Source organism: Rubripirellula amarantea, assembly GCF_007859865.1.
GTDB lineage: Bacteria > Planctomycetota > Planctomycetia > Pirellulales > Pirellulaceae > Rubripirellula > Rubripirellula amarantea.
The window spans coordinates 141,314-159,529 of sequence record NZ_SJPI01000004.1; the positions used below are offsets into that span (position 1 = coordinate 141,314).

The window sequence follows — 18,216 nt, forward strand, 5'->3', positions numbered from 1 at the left end:
CCCGAGTAAAGAACGTCGCCACCCGGACGGCGGCTTGGACACCAAGTGTAATGACGGATGAGCAACGACGTAAACGGGAATCCAATGATAGCATTCAAGGTTTTGCAGCACTTTGCAGTTCCTGGAGCCGCTCTTTGGCTTCCTGTACTGCCGGGCTTGCCCATTCTTGCTGGCCGAAGGTCACAATCACTCCGTTTAGCTTTCGCACAATGGTTTCGCGGTCCGCTTGGTTTGCCCACTGGTCCATGTCTCGAATCAGCTCCGCTGCCCGATCGTCTACCTTTGAAACCGGGGTTTGGTTTGCCAAGTGCGCTTGCTGGTGACGAGCGAGTTCGACTAACTCGAGTAGTTCCGAGTCCACCTCATCCTTATCAGAATCGAAAACGTTTAACCACGCGGCCAACTTCTTTGCCGACTCCGCTGGCTCAGTTTGTCGGTCTTCCAGCGCCAGCAGAAAGCTCTCTTCCGCCGGATCCATCGGAGTGAGCCCCAACTTCGATTTAGCACGCAAGCGTTTGAGCGTTGCCAAGACACGACTTTCCATCCATCGTTCTTGAACGTCATCGAATCGTGAGTCACCTGGAAACCGGCGCATGAATGTTTGAGCGAGACTTGCGTCGAAGTCATTGTTAAGTTGTTCGTAAACCTGATCGGCCGAAGGGGGCATTGAGGCGACGTAGAACAGGTAACCGCCACCAATCAAAACAGACGCCATCGCAATCATCGTCAACACACCCACGATGTGTGAAGGGCGATGGCTAGTGTGCTCGCGAAAAAAGCCGGTGTCGGTGGCATCGTCGGATACTGTCTCGAAATGAGTGTTCGACCGGGAAGCATTGCCGTACGCGGCATCTTCAATTCCAGAAATAGAATCGCTGGTGTGATCGTCCGAAGTATTCCCCATCGCCGAAGCAACGGTCACGTCCTGGACGGCTTTTCGTGACGGGTTCGACCCTGAATCGCGGTTGGCGATACCCGAAACGAGCCCAGTATCGTCTGCATGTCCTGATGACCGACGACCACGCGATACGACTGTCTTTGCTTTTGCGACGGTCTTTCCCGATGGCGAAACGCTTGGTTGGCTGATCGCAGTGGAGTCACTGTTGCCAAAACCACCGCTACCCGACTCGCTGGTGTCACGTTCATGCAAATCTTGGGGAACTGATGAAATATTAGTCGTCCCATTCGCCGTCTCGGGGCCGTCATCAACCAAAGTTTGCTCACGCATCAATCCGGCACGCATCGACTTCAAACGATTCATGACAACCAACGCCGATGGTGGGCGATCCGAAGGAACTTTTTCCAACAACTGATCCACAAGCTCGACAAGTGACTCGGGCATGTCGGTTTCTAGCATGTCGAGCGGGATAGGTCGTTCGTTCAGTAACTTCTGGACGACTTGGTTCGCATTCTTTCCCTTGAACGGCGGACGTCCCGTCAACATCGAATACATGACGCTACCGAGCGCGTACAAATCAGTCCGCAATGTGACCCCTTCGCCACGAGCCTGTTCAGGCGCCATGTAGTCAGGCGTTCCCAATACCGATCCCGGTGCTGTTTGGTCGGTCATGTCGCCGAACAAATTGGGAATCCCGAAGTCGACGAGCTTGACAGCCCCATCCGGAGTGACAAGCAAGTTCGCAGGCTTCAAATCGCGATGCGTTACACCGATGTCATGAGCATGTTTGAGCGCGGCGCAAATCTGGATCGCAATGTCGATCACCGAACGCCAGTCCAATTTTTTCTCTCGGCGGATTCGGGCCTGAAGAGTTTCGCCGGAAATTAGTTCCATCGAATAAAACAATTTCCCCGACTCTTCGCCCACACCGACGAGCCGGACGATTCCGGGGTGTCGCAGCATCCGAAGTGCGCGGACTTCCTTGTCAAATCGTCTTCGGAACTTAGGTTCGTCCGCAACGTGCGAGGCGATCACTTTGACCGCCACCGTTTCGCCCGTTTTCATGTGCTTGGCAGCATAAACGTTCCCCATACCTCCTCTGCCAATCAATTCGCCGATGCGATAGGGGCCGAGAGTTTCAAAGGGTGCCATGGACGATCCGACGAAGAAAGACAAGGTTGGCTCGAAGAGAAATTGAGAAGGTCCTCTATTGTAGACCAACGGCACGTTGGTAGCACGTCAAGTCTTGCCGCAGCACGATCGGGGGAATCATGGCTCGATAGCGATCCGCCTTCCGTGATGAGTGCCAACACCGCTACGATCTGTTGAATCAACGGGCTGCCAAATCAGCAAGCCACCGAACCGACGTGCCATCCTTGACCTGCCATCTTATGATCTCCCTTTCCTCGCGAAGCGTTCTTTTCAGCGCGGCCAGCTCGATGATCTTGCTGTGGTTGTGCCATCCACCCCTGGCGATTTGGCCGCTAGCGATGGTCGCTCTCGTTCCTTTGATTTGGATCGTGTCCGTTCGACAACCGCTCGGTCGCCGAAACTGGTGGATTGTCGCTGCCGTGTCAACGCTCTATTACCTGTTATCTTTGCAGGGACTCCGGCATGCTCACCCCGCCATGTACGCTTGCTGGTTCGCATTGTCAGCCTATCTGGCTGCCTACCACGTAGGATTCCTCGCGATGGCTCGCCGGCTAACGCACCGCGGTATAGCGATCTGGATTGCAACTCCTTTGGCGTGGATGACGATGGAGCTGTTGCGAAACTATCTTTTGACCGGAATCTCGGTCCTGATGCTTGGCCACTCGCTGGCGAATGTGCCAGCGATGATTCAGATTGCAAATCTGTTGGGGTCTTATGGCGTCGGCTTAGTGATTGTATCGATTAACGCCGCAGTTTTCGCCGCGTTGAACTCATCGCTTTTATCCGTGGCTGCTAAATCGTCGGAAGTCCAATCAACTCACGTCGAGTCACCTCGCATTCCGATTGCGGTCGCAATCGTTTTGGTAGTGGCGACACTGGTTTACAGCAGGTCAACGTTGACAGCGGTCGACGACTTGGCGACTTCCCAAGAATTAGCGACATTCGCGCTACTGCAGCGCAACGAACATGTTGAATATGGAATGTCGATCGACCGAGAGGTTGAGATGTTTCAAAACTACGCAAGTGAAGCCGTTCGATCAGTCGCCAGTGGTAATATCTATCCGGATGCCATCGTGTGGCCTGAGTCAATGTTTACCGGCACGGTACCTTGGATGATCGCCGATCAGGATCTTGTAGTTCCGAGCTTCGATGACGGCAGTGGAACAGTAACCCCAATCATGGGCGCAGCCGAGTTCCGGGCTAACATTGCCGAACGTCAACGCTACGTGAGTGACCGTGCCGGTTACATCGGACGCATGATCGCCGACGAGGCAGGGCAGACGGAGGCACCTCAGTTCATAGCTGGAAGCGGAGTTGTTGTTTATGCCGATCAACCCGAGGCCTACAGCGGAGTTCTGCATTTTGATTCGCGGGGCAAGATGCAAGATTGGTACGGCAAGACTCACTTGGTGATGTTCGGCGAATACATCCCGGTGTTGCCCTGGATTCCAGTCCTCAAGAACCTTGTTCCGCCTGAACTTGGTTTGAAGAACGGTAAGTCATCCAAACGAATGCTCGTGGGCGACACGGTTGTATCACCAAATATCTGCATAGAAACAGCGGTTGAACGAGTCGTCATCTCGCAGTGCAAATCGAGCGAAAGCGGAGAGCAGGATGTGGACGTGATCGTCACGGTCACTAACGATGGATGGTTTGATGAATCCAGCGTTATCGAACATCATTTGAGATGCGCCCAGTTGGTCGCAGCGGGTTGTCGACGCCCTATTTTATCGTCGGCAAACAACGGTCCGACCGCGTGGATTGACCACCGCGGTCAAATCGTCAAACGCTTACCCACGGGCGTCAACGGTTCGCTTTATGCCAAGCCACAGCACTGCGACGCGAAAAGCCTATACGTGATGTGGGGCGATTGGCCCGTGATTGCCATTGGCTTGATAGCGATCGCGCTGGGTTTCAAACGCACGAATGCAACCGCCGATTCACGAACGGACGAGACGACTTAGCTTCGCCGTGTCCTAAGGTTGGCCGCTATGCATCTGGCTTGCCTCGTTCTTATAAAGCGGCAAGTGGCGATAGTAGACTTCCAGACAGTAGATCGACAGGCAAGTCGTATACAAGCGACCGAAGGAACCATACTGATCTGCCTGAGGAGCCCAACTACCGATTTCGTTTCCGCGGCGGATTTGCGCTTCGGGCAATTCAACTCGCATCGAGCGATTCCACTCTTCCCACTTCACACCACCGAAATGGTGCAAGGCCTGAGTTGCGTAATACCAGTAATAGACATCGGCATCGTTGATGTCGAATGGCGACTGATCAAGTAATGCGTCGAGTCCTTCGACGAGTGGTGGGTGACTTCGCTGCCATCCCAAGTACTCACGACAGAGCAGACCTTCCGCAGTCATCGATGACGTCGCCTTGCTGCGCGGCTGATACGCATACGCCGCACCATCATAGAGTTGTGCGGAATCCAGATAATCGTTGACCCGCAACATCTTTGACAAGTCAACTTCCAATCCCGCACTACGACCGCTCTTGAGCGCCATCAGGAACCATCCAGTCACCGATGTATCCGAATCAATGCCGGGTGTGTATCGCCAGCCGCCCTCGGGCGATTGCGCCCTCATCGCAAAGTCGAGTGCGGCCTGAGCGTGAGGACGCAGCCAGGAATCTTTCGTCATTCCGTACAGCTCGCAGATTGCAATCGTGGCTTGCGCCTGAGCGTACATTTGTTGGTGAGTTTGACGGACTTTCGAAGCGAAGTACCCGCCACGATCCTGCATTTTCACGAGTGCTTTCATGCCTCGTTCGACAACCACGTGGTATTCGCCATCGCGATGTGTATGGCCATCGCCAAGAAACGCTAACATCGCCATCGCGGTAGCCGCGGTTTCATTTTCCTGATAGGCGCCGTCGTCGTAAGGCCCAACCAAACTCCAAGTGCCATCGCGGCGCTGTTGCTTCTTCAGCCACGCCAACCCCAGCGCGACGGCTTCCTGCGTTTCCGGAGTACCACCGTAAATCTTCAACAAAGCGTCTTTCATCGCACCCGTTCGGCCTCCGAACATCGGCTCTGAAAACTGAACCTGTTCACCGCCAATGGTTCCTATTTCCGTCGGCTCGATGGTGCTGATTTCCATTGGCTCAAGCACATCAAACACGGAGGGAAGATCCACTTGCGAAATCGTGTCGGTGTCGGAATCCGTGTCGATTTGCGAGTCGACCGCGTCGATGGAAAACTCGGCCAACTCCGGTGCGGTCTCGCGTTCAGACTGACCAATGTTCAACACGATCCTGCCGATTTGATCACCTACCGGTGTCGTTACCAGTGCCAAGATCAACAGCAAGGCAAGGTGAATAACCATGCTAACGAGCCAAGGCGGAGCGGAACGCACGACTCGCCCCGTTGGCGATTCCAGCGGGCCCTCGTCGTCTTCGGGAAGCGATTCCGCTTCACTAGCCACACTCGCTGTTGGTGTCGATCCGATTCGATCCAATTCGCCTCGCCATCGGATGCTCTTGGCGGAACCGATCCCATTGGCCGGTGCCGGAGTCGCTCTCTGACTAGCGACCTCCAGCGGACGCACGGGCGGCAGGGTAGAGCGGGGCGGTGGTGGAGGTGGAACAACCGTGCCTGAGGTTACCGAACGAGATTGCGCGGGTGCCTGAGATTGCGCGGGTGGCTGAGGCTGGACTGGTGCTTGACGCTGAACTGGCGTCGGAGGCGGTACTGGCGGCGGAGGAGGAGGAGGAACCTGAGCCGAACCGTTCTGAGGCGGCAAATTCTGAGCACCAGCGTTCGATGCTGCATTGTTGGCTAACACTGCGGCGTCGTTCGGCGCAGCAGCTTTGGGAGGGGCAACCGCTGGCGGTGCGACGTTACTAGGCGGCGCACCGGTGACCGCATCACTCGAAGATGAATCGGTTGTTGAACGCGCTTGAGACATCACATGGGTCGCAGAAGAGACTTGCCGAACGACATGTAGCCAAGCAAGCGGATTAGAGAACGAGATGATCGACGTCCTGATCGAACCAACCTCTACCCTCCCAGGATATGAGAACCGCCCAAAGTTTGCCAATCATAAACGATTCAAACGTTCGCCATCAAAACCTACACACGAATGTATCGGCTTTGCGGACTGTGATTCCTTACCGTCAGCTAGTGTGACGAGTCAGAACTAGCGATTTTGCGGCGATTCACCAATGATTGATCAGATGAGCTTACCTGCCCCACCTCTGCGCGTCGGGACCGTTGTTTACTCGGTCCCGCTTCCTTCAGTGCAGCTAAAACGGTGCTCTGAGATACTAGGTCTCGCAAAATAATGGGCTCGTTGGGACGATCGGCTGGATAAATAGCTAGGACGGGAATCGAGTTACTTTGCAACTCTTCCAGTTTAGCGGTGATTTCCGGATCGTAGTTCGTCCAATCCGCGTACATGGGCACAATGCCCAGCTCGTCGATCACAGCACGAACGGGCTTGGTATCAATCGCGACTTCCAAGTTCACCAAGCAATTGGGGCACCATTTCGCCGAAAAGTCGACCAAAACCGTCTTTCCGTCCGCTTGGTACTCCACAAAGCTCTGTTCGTCGTAATCCACCCAAGGCAATTCAGGTGTAGCTTTGAGCGACGTGAATGCGAAGATCCCGATCGCCGTCGCGATCGAAATGCCGCTTCCCCAAGCCAACAGCCGCTTTTGAATCGCAGCCCAGTTGGGCACCAATCCAATGATCCAGCAACCGAACCAGACGCCCATCAGCGTGACGAAAACCGACAATTTGTTGTCGTCGGAAAACTGGTAGAAGAAATAACAAACGGCGGCCAAGAACAGAAACGCCATCAACTGCTTGAACGTTTCCATCCAATCGCCTGGCTTGGGCAAGAATCGAGCAAGCTCGGGCTTGAAGCCAAGCAGCAAATACGGTGATGACATCCCCAATGCCAACATGCCAAACACCAGCAAGATCTGGACGGGCGGCATTCCAAGCGTTGCACCAAACACGCCTCCCAATAACGGACCGCTGCAGGGTGTAGCCAGCAACGTTGTAAAGATGCCTTTGCTAAAGGCCCCGGTGTGGCCTTCTTGGCTTTGCAGTTCTTGTGATCGCTTGCCCGAAGCTAAACCGGGGACCGGAATCTCCCAAACATTGAAGTAGCTTAGGGCAAAAGCAAACAAAGCAACCGTCACACCTAATCGAATCGGGAAGTATTGAAACTGTTGTCCCCATTTGAACTGAAAAACGATGGCCAATACGGCCAGCAACGCAAACACACTGAAGATGCCAGCCGCGTAGGCCAAGTTCAGCGTCAAGACTCGCTTGCGATTCTCGCCCGCCTGGCTCACGAAGCTCATCACTTTCAAGCCAATCACTGGCAACACGCATGGCATGAAGTTCAGCACAATGCCACCGAGGAAAGCCGAGGCAAGAACGAACAACAAACCGCTCTGGCCTTCCGAAGCAACCAAGGGCGTGACCGAAGTGCTCTTTGGCTCACCAGCATCACCACTGCCCGAGCTTGAAATGGTTCCTGAACCACCTACTGATGCAATATCGTCTTGATCAACCGCTCGTTCAGTCGACGACTGAACGTCGACATCGACATCGGTATCCACCCATTTGCTTTCGGCTGCTGCGTCCATGACTTTGGCGTACTTCGCAGGTGCCATGGTCACCTCGCCCGTAGCATCGTTTCCGGTGCCCACGTTAATGGCCGTTGTAAACGAAAGGGCCATGGGACGGTGGCAACTCGAATCGGTACATGCTTGATACGCGATCAAACCAGCAATCGTCTTGGGACCTGCGGCGGCATCGGCAGGCACTTGAATTGGCAGCGACCATGTCACCTTGCCTTCGTGGTACTCGATGGCGGGCAGCGACTTAATCAAAACCTTCGAGATGACCGGCTGGCTTGCCTGAGGCGCGCCAACCTTCAATGCAGATTTTTCAGTGACAACGAAGTTGGTGGACGATTCAGCATCGTCAGTGACCGCCTTATAAACGTGAAACGATTGATCCGGTGTGGCGGTAAACTTTAACACCGCTGCCCCACCAGGTTTCACTTGAGCCGGTTCAACACTGGCGGTCCAAGAAACAACATAGTCACCATCACGGAAGGGAGTCGGCCCATCCGCCTCGTCGTTGGCCAGCGACATGAAATCGCTCGACATACTTGGCTGCAACCCGAAAGGCGAACCAAACTTGCTGCCCATCGGAAGCCCGAATGACCGCTCGATCTCGGGCTCGCTGGCGTCAACATCCGTGTCACTTTCCATCGCAGTCGCGTTGAAAACGCCTTCAGACGCAGCGGATTGAAGTGCCGCGACTTGAGCAGAGGCAGCTTTCGATTCTTGGGCATTTCTTGCGGTCGCCACGACCGTTTCATCGACGGGCAAGCAGCGTCCATCGTCCGACTTGCACACCAGCGCCGCAACCGTGACCTCAATTGGTCCTTCGTATCCCAGCGGTGCCGTGATCGGAGCCGTCCACGTGACGCTCTCTTCGTGCTCTTCGATCGTCAGCCCCTTGTAGACCGACGAAACGCTTTGCTTGGGTTCCTGGTCGGGCTCGAAATCGCCCGTTAGCTTGACCGTGTCTGGACTGGCGATCGAAAGCACGGTCGTACGAGGTCCGCCGGGAGCCTGCGTTGTCGAGTAGACGTGCCACTTATCCGCCAACTCGGTCGCAACTTCAATCTGACCTTTCCCGGTTTGGGGATCGATTTGGTAGACCGCTGTCCATTGAGAAGGTTCGGAGTTCGACGGTGCCCCGGAGTTGGCGAACGTGACTTGCGGGAAGACGTCGGTTACATCGCCATCCTGAGCCGCTAGCGGACCGCCGAACGATGCCGTTAGCACCACGAGCAGGCCCATCAATACGTTGGCCGACCACGATGCCAGAACATGCTTGACGGGAGGATGAATCATCATTCGACTTGCGTTCAATTGAGAGCCTGTATGCGTAGGCAGGATGACCAATGCGCGTGCGATGCACGCTTCGACGGGTACTCTTTTATCGTAAAAATAACCGGGTCTTCGGCATGTAAAGTTTACTTCTGTCGGCTTCACTGAGTCAATGTTTACCCATTCACCCCAGTTTCTGCCTCAGATACCCCAAACTTCGATGCTTCTGACTCGTGCAACCCGGCCTCTACTGGGCAGTGCCTTTAAGCTGAACCTCTAAGCTGAGCCTTCAAGCCACACCTTTGCGATCTGCCTTCACTGTGCGCTTACTCGACGCCTCAAAGGTGTCGCTATCCAGAACTTCAAGCGATTAAATCAGCCGCTTGACGGGTTAAGCGGTGCATTCGAGAAGCCACGACCGCCAACCCACAGGGAAACCGTCGCTGCTCCTGGACCCAAACGACCCAGTTTTTGAGGCTAATCCACACCGCTACTTCCTGAAGTGTACGCGTCAGGTCGAGCCAATCGTTGCTCAATAGATGCCTATCGGTGGATAGCGATTGAGTTCGCCAATCCGCCGCGAGCGCTTCCCAAAGTTCGTCGGCTCGAGAACGAGTCTCGGTGAAACTGCCGACCCACCTCGCATAGTCAAGCCAAACACAATCAACTCGAACTGCGTCAAAGTCGATCAACCCACTCACTCGCGGCCCAAGAATCTTCGAACCTGAACTGCCATCCTCGGGAAGATCAGGTGAATCGCATGCATCGTCAAACAGCAAATGGTCACGATGAATGTCACGAACCACCCACTGCAAATTCATCGGCCTGTTCGACCAAGGCAAGAGTCGGCGGGACAAACGTTGCCGCTGGGCTTCCCAGTTTTCGCTTAACAGTGAAACCGCTGATAAGAAAACAGACGCAAACTCAGGTTGGTCGGAAAGGAAGCCTCGTTCCTCGTTGACGATGCAGTTGGTGGCATTGTGGACGTCAGCGTTGCAGTTAGCATTCGCGTTGGCGTTGGCGTTGGCGGCGTCGTTAACGCTGGCGCTGGCGTTGGCAAAGGATCCAGCGATCGAGTTCGCGTGCGATAACCGAGGAAGAAATCCTTTCGAATCGGCCAGAATCCGAACTCGTTCAATGATCCCCGGCGAGGGTTTCACAATTGTTTGCTGATCACCAACCGCGGTGTGAAAACGAGCGATGGCGTGAACTCCTTGCATGATTGCCGAGACTTCTGCATCGGCTGCAAGCGGACTGCCATCCATCCACTGAGTCACTTCGTAAACATGGCCACCTTCGACCACCAAAGCGTGAACGTTGGGAACCAGCAAACAACCTCGCTTGCGAGCCAACGACATTACTCGGTGGCACTGGCGAACTCGATCAATCGTGGCTGTTGAGGGAAGTCTTTTGACCGCCATTGAGGCATCGTCGTGAAAAACGACTTTGCTCACCACGCTTCCGCTCATCCCAGCGGGTACGGTTTCAACGCGAGCGATTTTGCCATCCCAACCCAGACGCTGAACAATTTCCGATGGCAAAGGCGCAGTCACAATTTCGCTCACTACCGACCAATACGTTGAGTTAGCTCACTAAAGCGGTCTCGACCGGTTCACCGCTGCGCCACTTCGTAAAGTCATTCGGGTCGCGATGGACCCGACGATAGACGGTGTCGCGTTCGACGGGTTCGCGTCCCGTTTCAGAAATCAAATCCTTGATTTTATCGACGGATAGGAATTCAGGAGTCGTTGCACCCGCGTCGTGATAGATCAATTCGTGCCGCACGGTGCCGTCTATATCATCTGCTCCGTAGGCGAGTGCCGTTTGCGCGGTCTCGATGCCCAACATGATCCAATACGCCTTAATGTGCTGAACATTATCGAGCATCAAGCGGCTGACTGCCATCGTTCGCAAGTCCATCAACGCGGACGGTTTCTTCAGGTTCGACAGCTTCGTGTTTTCAGGATGGAAAGCCAGGGGAATGAAAACCTGGAACCCGCCAGTTTGATCCTGCAGCTCACGTAAGCGCAACAAGTGGTCAATGCGATGGTAAGCGTTTTCCACGTGGCCATACAGCATAGTGCAGTTGGTACGCAGACCGATTTCGTGGGCCGTCTTGTGAATCTCTAACCAAGCGTGGGTGTTGGCTTTGTGCTCGCACAATTGGTCACGAACCTCCGGATGGAAAATTTCGGCACCTCCGCCAGGCATGCTTCCTAATCCTGCATCACGCAAGTCTTCCAGCACCCATTGGATGGATTTCTTTGTTTGAAATTCAAACCAATTGATTTCAACAGCCGTCCATCCCTTCAAATGAATTTGCGGGTAGTTGTCATGCAACAACTCGATGATGTGGCGATACCACTCGTAAGGACGCTGATGATGAAGGCCGCCGACGATGTGCATCTCGGTGCAACCGTTTTCCGTCGCTTCACGACCGCGATCAAGAATCTGCTCGTCGCTCATCGCGTACCCCTTAGGATCACGCAGATCACTACGGAAAGCACAAAAGCGGCACCGATAGACACACACGTTGGTCGGGTTCAAGTGAGTGTTGATATTGAAGTAGCCAACGTTGCCATTCTTCTGCTCGCGAACATAGTTCGCCAGTTCGCCGACCTCTTGCAACGGCACCTGAGGGTCGTAAAGAAAAATCCCATCATCGAGGGTCAAGCGCGTTCCCGATTCGACCTTATCACGGATTTCACGAAAACGAGCGTTGCGGTCAGAAATATTCATAGTTGCTAAACAGCGTAAAACGTTGGAAAAAGTCGCAGTATCCAGTCATTCGATGCCACTGACGACGACCAGCCACAAGGGTAACAACCGCAAGCTGACTTGTTGAGGTAACGTGCTGCGTCGCTCACCACCAACAATCCAGCGAACCTGCAATCAGCAGGGTGACACTGATGATCGCATTGGTATCGAAAAATGCTTGATTAACTCGGTCAAGATCATCCGGGCTTACCAAACGATGCTGGCGAATGACTAACCCGGCCACCCCTACCAGTGCAACGGCAAAGATCCATCCCAGCCCGCACGCTTGTCCGACAACCAGCAGGCCCACTAAGGCTATTAGCATGACCACATGCGAGATTGCGGCAATCTTAAGTGCTCCCTCTATTCCGAATCGAGCGGGGACGCTGTTGAGGCCCACATCGCGATCGAACTTCGCATCCTGGCAGGAATAGATGATATCGAATCCGGTTACCCAGGCGGCAACCGCAACGGCAAGCATGATCGGCGGGTAAAGATCCGAAGGCAAAGCAATTGCATTACCACCACGAATAGCGAGCCATGTGCCGATCGGCGATAGGCTCAAAGCCACCCCCAACCACAAATGCGCGGCCGAAGTGAATCGCTTTGCTAATGAGTAACCCAACAGAAACAAGAGTACCGGAAGGCTCGCGATCAGCGGAATTGGGTTGGGCAAAAAGATCGCAGTCGATGCAACGAATCCTAGGCAACAAATAACGGTGAAGACTCGGACTTGGCGGACCGTCAATACTCCCGCGGGCAAATGCCGTCCAACGGTTCGAGGATTGCGACCATCGATGTCGCGGTCAACTAAACGATTAAACGCCATGGCGGCACTGCGAGCAAACACCATGCACAACAATACGCCCACTAAGTCTCGCCACCGCAGCAAGGGCATTTCGCCTGATTCAAGCGGCGTGTGAAATGCCATGACGCATGCCAAGCATGCGAAGGGCAATGCAAAAATAGTATGACTGAAACGGATCAACCCGAGCCAATGACCGATTCTCGCAAACTTTCGGCTCGGTTCAGACGCACGAGGGGGCGAGGGTTTCGAACCAGACGACATCGAACCGGACGACTCAGAACTTGATGCGCTAGAACCCGATGCGTTAGAACCGGGCAACCCTGATCCTATGGGATGAGAAACGTCACGAGCTTGGTCAGTCGACATAAGTGGCGATGCAAGGGATTTGGCGAACATGCAAAGCAGACCGCAAAAACGCATCACAATCAACTCAGCAGAGCGACAAACTAGCATGCCCATTTTACTTGAGGAATACGCACCATCACCGGGCATCTGACTTCCGACAAACTTTGTTACCATACGGCTCTTTCCGACATCTCAGTTTCCCGAATCTAACCCCGCAAAAGAGTTTCCCCTGATGAACGTTGATTCCTGGCCCATTGGTGTTTTCGCTTCCGTCGATGCCGGCCTGGGCGTCGCTTGGGATGTGATTGCGGACTTGAAGGTCCCGACCATCCAATTGCACACGCCCCACGCGGGCGGTCGTGACGCCGCCGCAGCCGCCAAACTGAAGACGCAGCTCGCCGAAATGGGAGTCCGCTGCACGTGCGTTTTTGGTGGCTTTGACGGCGAAAGCTACGCTGATATTCCCACCGTTGTCAAAACCATCGGGCTGGTCCCCGAAACCACACGCGCCAGTCGGCTGGCCGAAATGAAAGAGATCTCGGACTTTGCCAAGGGACTCGACTGCGACGCGATCGCACTGCACCTGGGCTTTATCCCCGAAGATCCGAACGATGCAAACTATCAAGCAATCGTTGAAGTCACTCAAGAATTATGTGACCACTGCGAAAACAATTCGCAATTCTTGCACCTCGAAACTGGCCAGGAGACTGCCGAAGGTTTGCTGACATTCATTGACAAAGTCGCCCGCGCCAACCTGAAGATCAACTTCGACCCAGCCAATATGATTCTGTACGGTACGGGCGAGCCTATCGAAGCCCTACGCGAACTTGGTCCCCATGTCCGAAGTGTTCATTGCAAAGATGGGACTTGGAGCGATCATCCAGGCGAAACCTTTGGCGAAGAAGTTGCTTTGGGTGAAGGCGACGTTGACATGGCCGCCTATCTGAAAACCTTAAAAGAAATTGGCTATGAAGGCCCGCTAACGATCGAACGAGAAATCCCGCAGGACCCAGTACGTCAAAAAGCAGAGATCAACAAAGCCATCGAACTGCTGAAGAAGTTGCGCAGCGAGACATTGAGCGCCTAATCGACGATAGCGTTCACCACGCATCAATTGAAGTTGCAAAGCAGCATGCCGATCGGTTCCCATCGGGCTGTACGCTGCTTGTAGATCCGCGACTCGGTTCGTCCGAGTCGCAGGCAGTTCCTAAGCTTGCTAAGGCGACAACTCATCGTCATAGAAATAGTTGTTGTAGTAGCGAACTGCCGACAACTTGATCGCCTGATCACCAAGTATCGTCTCACGCGCACTGTGACGAATTGTCAACATGGGACTGGGTGCTTGGGGTTGGTCGAGTTGATCGACGACTTTTCCGTCAACGACCAACTCGGCTCGCACCATATCCGTTTTCCACCCGCCGATTCGCAGCACCACCTCATGCTCGCCCGGCTTAATGGACGGCGCAACCAAGACACTCGAATTTCGTTTTCTGCGTTTGGACATCCCCAGCAATCGCCAGCGAAGTTGCCCATCCGGCGTCAACACGAGCCGCTGCGCACCGGGTCGCCAAAAGATGTTCTGCGTTTTCGATAGCTTGTCGGGAACCGAGATTGTCATGGTCAGCGTCATGTCCTTGCTATTGACGTCCAACCTCGGATCAAACTGCATCGTGTGTGATCGGGTCTCAATGACCTCCGGCACGTCATCAAACCGACTGCGAGACTTTCGCATCGACAACATCTCACGCTTCATCACATCCAGAAGCTCAGGTTCAGTGCGGTTTAGTTTTTTCGATTCAACACGGTCATTGGCGACGTCAAAAAGCAAGTATGCGTTGGGCTGAGTCAGGTCGTCATAGCGTCGAACCTTAACTAACTTGTGATCTCCGTCTCGGTAGGCGAAGTATCGAAGCGAACGCTCATTCTCGATGCGACGAGGGCCACCCGCCAATTGCCAAACCACGGGCTCATGCGAAAGAACCACGTTCGAAGTGAGGGCGGCTGCTTTGGATCGACCATCGATCGACGAGTACATCACCGAAGGATCACCCTTGAGAAGATCCACTAGCGTCGGCATGAGGTCGTATGAAAGAAACAGGCTGTCGTTCTCACTTCCCGCTTCAATAGCAGCAGGCCAATGAGCAACCAACGGAACTGAGATTCCACCTTCAAACAACGACGCTTTTGCTCCGCGTAGATGCTCGGGGTGCTGCACCGAACTTTGCCCCCCGTTATCGCTAGTCACCATGATCAGCGTCTCGTCGATGATGCCCAGTTCGGTCAATTGGTCAACGATCAATCCAATGTCACGATCTAACACGTTCATCATGGCCATCAGCTTGCCACGATCAGAGTGAAGGTCAAACTTTGTTGTCGAGTTATCGAAGTCCTTCGGAACCGCCCAAGGCTTATGCGGCGTCAGGGGCCAAAAGTTAACGCAAAACCTTTCATTCCGTGCGACCGATGCGGCAATGAATTTACGAACCTGTTCCGCAAAGTACGAATCAAGATTGTCGACTTTGCGAACATAAACTTCGTCTTCCGTGATGAATCGGAAACGCCCTGTCCAGTTGTCCTTGGAATGCGACTTCGGAAAGAAGTGGACGAGGTAATGGTCCCACCCCAGTGCGTCAGGTCGAAACTCGGGTCGATGAAAACCAACATGCCACTTGCCAAAGTGAGCTGTTCGAAGTCCCTGCAACTTCATAGCAGAACCGAGTTGCGGAATGTGCCGAGGCAAGCCTGTCATTCCCGGCTCCGCCTGCGATACCCTCTCGCTGGTTACCCATGCCTCGGTGGCCCCGTGTTGAATCGGATTATTGCCAGTCAAGATACTCGCGCGAGTTGGCGAACAAATTGACGATGCACAGTAATACTGGGTCATCAAACGACCGCCTGCTCGAAGCCGGTCAATGTTTGGCGTCACAATATCAGGGGACTTCAGCGTTTGATTGGTGAAACCGAAATCAAAATAGTCTGCGTCATCGAGCATGATGAACACAATGTTCCGTGGTGCCGTCATGAGTGAACCGGACTTCGTTTCCGCGGCCACTGGTTGAACGATGACGCCAATCAACCCCACGAGCAAACATCGTAGGATGACTGCACTGTACCAAGTCGCAAAAAGGGCTTCCGAGGTCGTCTTCATTCTGGGCTAGCTCGCGGGACTGCTCGCAATCGTCAAATTCACAACCGCTAGTCTAGTCCAAGTCGCTCGAGTGCAGCTCTTTTTCTAAGCCGCGTTGCGACTCGCTTGTTCGCCATCACCATAGCGGGTCTAAAGCACTTCTCGGGCGTGCTATTGGTTCAAATAATACATCACCAAATAAACCGCTAGCATGAGCGTTGCCCAGAACGTCATCGTACTGGTCGACCAAGCGCGTCCCATCAAACCGGTTTCGTTGAACCCATTGCGAAGCCCACTGATGCCCCCTCGAAGCACCATCACGAAATCATTGCGAAGATGCCCATCAACGGCGGTGTACGCGGTTCGCACGCCACCAATCACCTTCGGAAACAATCGACGGTAGATCCAATCGGTATCCAGAATCGTGGCTCGTTGCTCGTCTGGATACAGCCCCGTCTTCATCAGCACGACGAAGGCGAGAGCCGCGAACAGCAACAACTGCAACTGAGTGACCACGTGAGTGACAGTGTAAGGGTGATAGTCGATGTCAAAGGGCAGGAAGCGATAGAGCAACGGATAGGCGATTCCTAATCCAATGCAAAAGAACGAAGCGATCGCCATGGCAACCAGCATGTTGATCGGCGCTTCTTTGACTCGCTTCCCAGAATCGTGCGCAAAGAACGCAAAGAAAGGGATCTTGATCCCAGAGTGTTCCATCACCCCAGCCGACGCGATCAGTAATACAATCCAAACCCAAAGCATGTGTTCTTCGCCAGCGGCGGAAATGATCATCGACTTGCTGATGAATCCACTTAATAGCGGGAACCCCGAAATCGCCGCAGCACCGATGATGCAAAATACCGTCGTCAGCGGCATCGACTTGTGCAGTCCTCCCAACTCGGTCGCCTTGGTCGTTCCAACGCGCAACAAGACCGCGCCCATCGACATGAATAGCAGTGATTTGTAAATGATGTGGCAAAAAGCATGAGCAACGGTGCCGTTGATGGCGAGCTCGGATCCGATGCCGATACCCACCACCATGAATCCAAGTTGGTTGTTCAGACTGTAAGCGAGCACGCGGCGAAGGTCATTCTCGATCACTGCAAAGACGATCGGAAACAAAGTCATCACGCAACCAATCACGATCAACGGTTCAAACCCGGCGAAACCTCGGATCAACGAGTAAACGGCAAGCTTCGTGGTGAACGCCGAAAGAAAGACGGTGCCGGTCGGCGTTGCTTTGGGATAGGAGTCTTGCAACCAGTTATGCAGCAACGGAAACGCGCATTTGATTCCGAAAGCCAACAGGATCAAACTTGATCCGGGACTAAGTCCCGCTAGCAATCCATCGCTTGAAAAGATGCCGTTGGAATACCCACCACCTTGATCGACCATGTTGGTGAACTGAAGCGAACCGGTTTCGACGTAGCGCAGGATCGCCCCCGATAACAACAGCACACCAGAGGTGACCTGGATGATCAAGTATCTCATACCAGCGTGATAAGCACGCTGCGTTCCAGAGGCCCAAACCAAGAACACGCTCGAAACGGCGGTAAGTTCCCAGTACACGAACAGCGTGATCAAATCACCAGCGCAGGCTGCACCAATCGCTGCACCCGCGTACAAAATCGCACTCACGTGCTGCTTCGTGTCCTGAACATGCAAGGCGTAGATCGAAGCCATGATGGCGGCGAGATGGAACACCACGCCGAATAGGAAACTGATCTTGTCGAGATACGTGATAGCGAGCGTGCTGCCGAACAATTCAACTTCGCCATGAGTTCCCATTGGAATCATGCAGAAGTGAACAAGACTTAGGGCGGACAGCACCACCGCCGCGATCGGAGCGACTCGCTTGTTCATCACGGCCAGCACCAACGCGCCGAGCATCATGATGATGCCAGGAGGAAACTGACCAAAGTTAAACTCGGCAAGCAATGAACTAGTGAGCATCATGGCCTCCTGAGGAAGGAGCTACGATGTCCGCGTCATCAGCGTCGTAGTAGTCTTCGGGACGCTTAACAATTAACCGCATCGCCCGACCGAGAAACACAATCACAACGAACGCCACAAACCCAAACCACGCTTGGAAACCAAACGTGGTCTCGATATCGAAGTGTTGATGCGGATTGGTGTAAAACAGGTCGGCAAGCACGGTGGCAAGGCACATCACCACCAACACACCAATCATCAGGTTGATGTTCTTGGGCTTTTCGAAAAAGCTCGCTTCGTGGTTACTCGAGTGCTCAGTCATGAACAGACTTCAT

11 protein-coding genes are annotated in these 18,216 nt (G+C 54.0%); 2 read left to right on the forward strand and 9 right to left on the reverse strand.

Annotated features, from left to right (window positions below; translation table 11 throughout):
• Positions 1 to 94: 94 nt before the first annotated feature.
• Positions 95 to 2,050, reverse strand: coding sequence for a serine/threonine protein kinase (locus Pla22_RS24450; RefSeq protein ID WP_146517524.1), 1,956 nt, complete (start codon positions 2,048 to 2,050; stop codon positions 95 to 97).
• Positions 2,051 to 2,289: 239 nt separating this feature from the next.
• Between Pla22_RS24450 and lnt the strand changes: the two genes are divergently transcribed.
• Positions 2,290 to 4,014, forward strand: a complete 1,725-nt coding sequence (gene lnt, locus Pla22_RS24455; protein WP_146517525.1) for an apolipoprotein N-acyltransferase — start codon at positions 2,290 to 2,292, stop codon at positions 4,012 to 4,014.
• Positions 4,015 to 4,026: 12 nt separating this feature from the next.
• Here the strand turns inward: lnt and Pla22_RS24460 are convergent, their stop codons facing one another.
• The 5 genes from Pla22_RS24460 to Pla22_RS24480 form a co-directional block, all read right to left on the reverse strand.
• Complete coding sequence (locus Pla22_RS24460) at positions 4,027 to 5,958, reverse strand: prenyltransferase/squalene oxidase repeat-containing protein (RefSeq protein ID WP_242632316.1); 1,932 nt, start codon at positions 5,956 to 5,958, stop codon at positions 4,027 to 4,029.
• Between the two features lie 212 nt (positions 5,959 to 6,170).
• Positions 6,171 to 8,939 (reverse strand): protein-disulfide reductase DsbD family protein, encoded by a 2,769-nt coding sequence (locus tag Pla22_RS24465; protein ID WP_146517526.1) that lies wholly within the window; start codon positions 8,937 to 8,939, stop codon positions 6,171 to 6,173.
• 335 nt (positions 8,940 to 9,274) lie between these two features.
• Positions 9,275 to 10,477, reverse strand: coding sequence for a phosphotransferase (locus Pla22_RS24470; RefSeq protein WP_146517527.1), 1,203 nt, complete (start codon positions 10,475 to 10,477; stop codon positions 9,275 to 9,277).
• Between the two features lie 19 nt (positions 10,478 to 10,496).
• The gene (gene mqnE, locus Pla22_RS24475; RefSeq protein WP_146517528.1) at positions 10,497 to 11,651 is read right to left on the reverse strand and encodes an aminofutalosine synthase MqnE; all 1,155 of its coding nucleotides are present in this window, start codon (positions 11,649 to 11,651) and stop codon (positions 10,497 to 10,499) included.
• A gap of 124 nt (positions 11,652 to 11,775) precedes the next feature.
• A complete protein-coding gene (locus Pla22_RS24480; protein ID WP_146517600.1) occupies positions 11,776 to 12,738 on the reverse strand; it encodes a 4-hydroxybenzoate octaprenyltransferase in 963 nt (320 codons plus the stop codon).
• A gap of 316 nt (positions 12,739 to 13,054) precedes the next feature.
• Here Pla22_RS24480 and Pla22_RS24485 point away from each other — a divergent pair, with 316 nt between their 5' ends.
• The gene (locus Pla22_RS24485) at positions 13,055 to 13,909 is read left to right on the forward strand and encodes a sugar phosphate isomerase/epimerase family protein (RefSeq protein WP_146517529.1); all 855 of its coding nucleotides are present in this window, start codon (positions 13,055 to 13,057) and stop codon (positions 13,907 to 13,909) included.
• 129 nt (positions 13,910 to 14,038) lie between these two features.
• Here the strand turns inward: Pla22_RS24485 and Pla22_RS24490 are convergent, their stop codons facing one another.
• From Pla22_RS24490 to Pla22_RS24500, 3 genes are all read right to left on the reverse strand, one after another.
• Entirely contained in the window at positions 14,039 to 15,970 is a 1,932-nt protein-coding gene (locus Pla22_RS24490) for a sulfatase family protein (RefSeq protein ID WP_146517530.1), read from the reverse strand.
• Between the two features lie 150 nt (positions 15,971 to 16,120).
• Positions 16,121 to 17,902 carry a Na(+)/H(+) antiporter subunit D gene (locus Pla22_RS24495; protein ID WP_146517531.1) on the reverse strand — a complete coding sequence of 594 codons (1,782 nt, stop codon included), beginning with the start codon at positions 17,900 to 17,902 and terminating at the stop codon, positions 16,121 to 16,123.
• On the reverse strand, positions 17,892 to 18,203 hold the full coding sequence (locus Pla22_RS24500) for a hypothetical protein (RefSeq protein WP_146517532.1): 312 nt from the start codon (positions 18,201 to 18,203) through the stop codon (positions 17,892 to 17,894). The genes Pla22_RS24495 and Pla22_RS24500 overlap by 11 nt, the downstream gene beginning before the upstream one ends.
• Between the last annotated feature and the right edge of the window lie 13 nt (positions 18,204 to 18,216).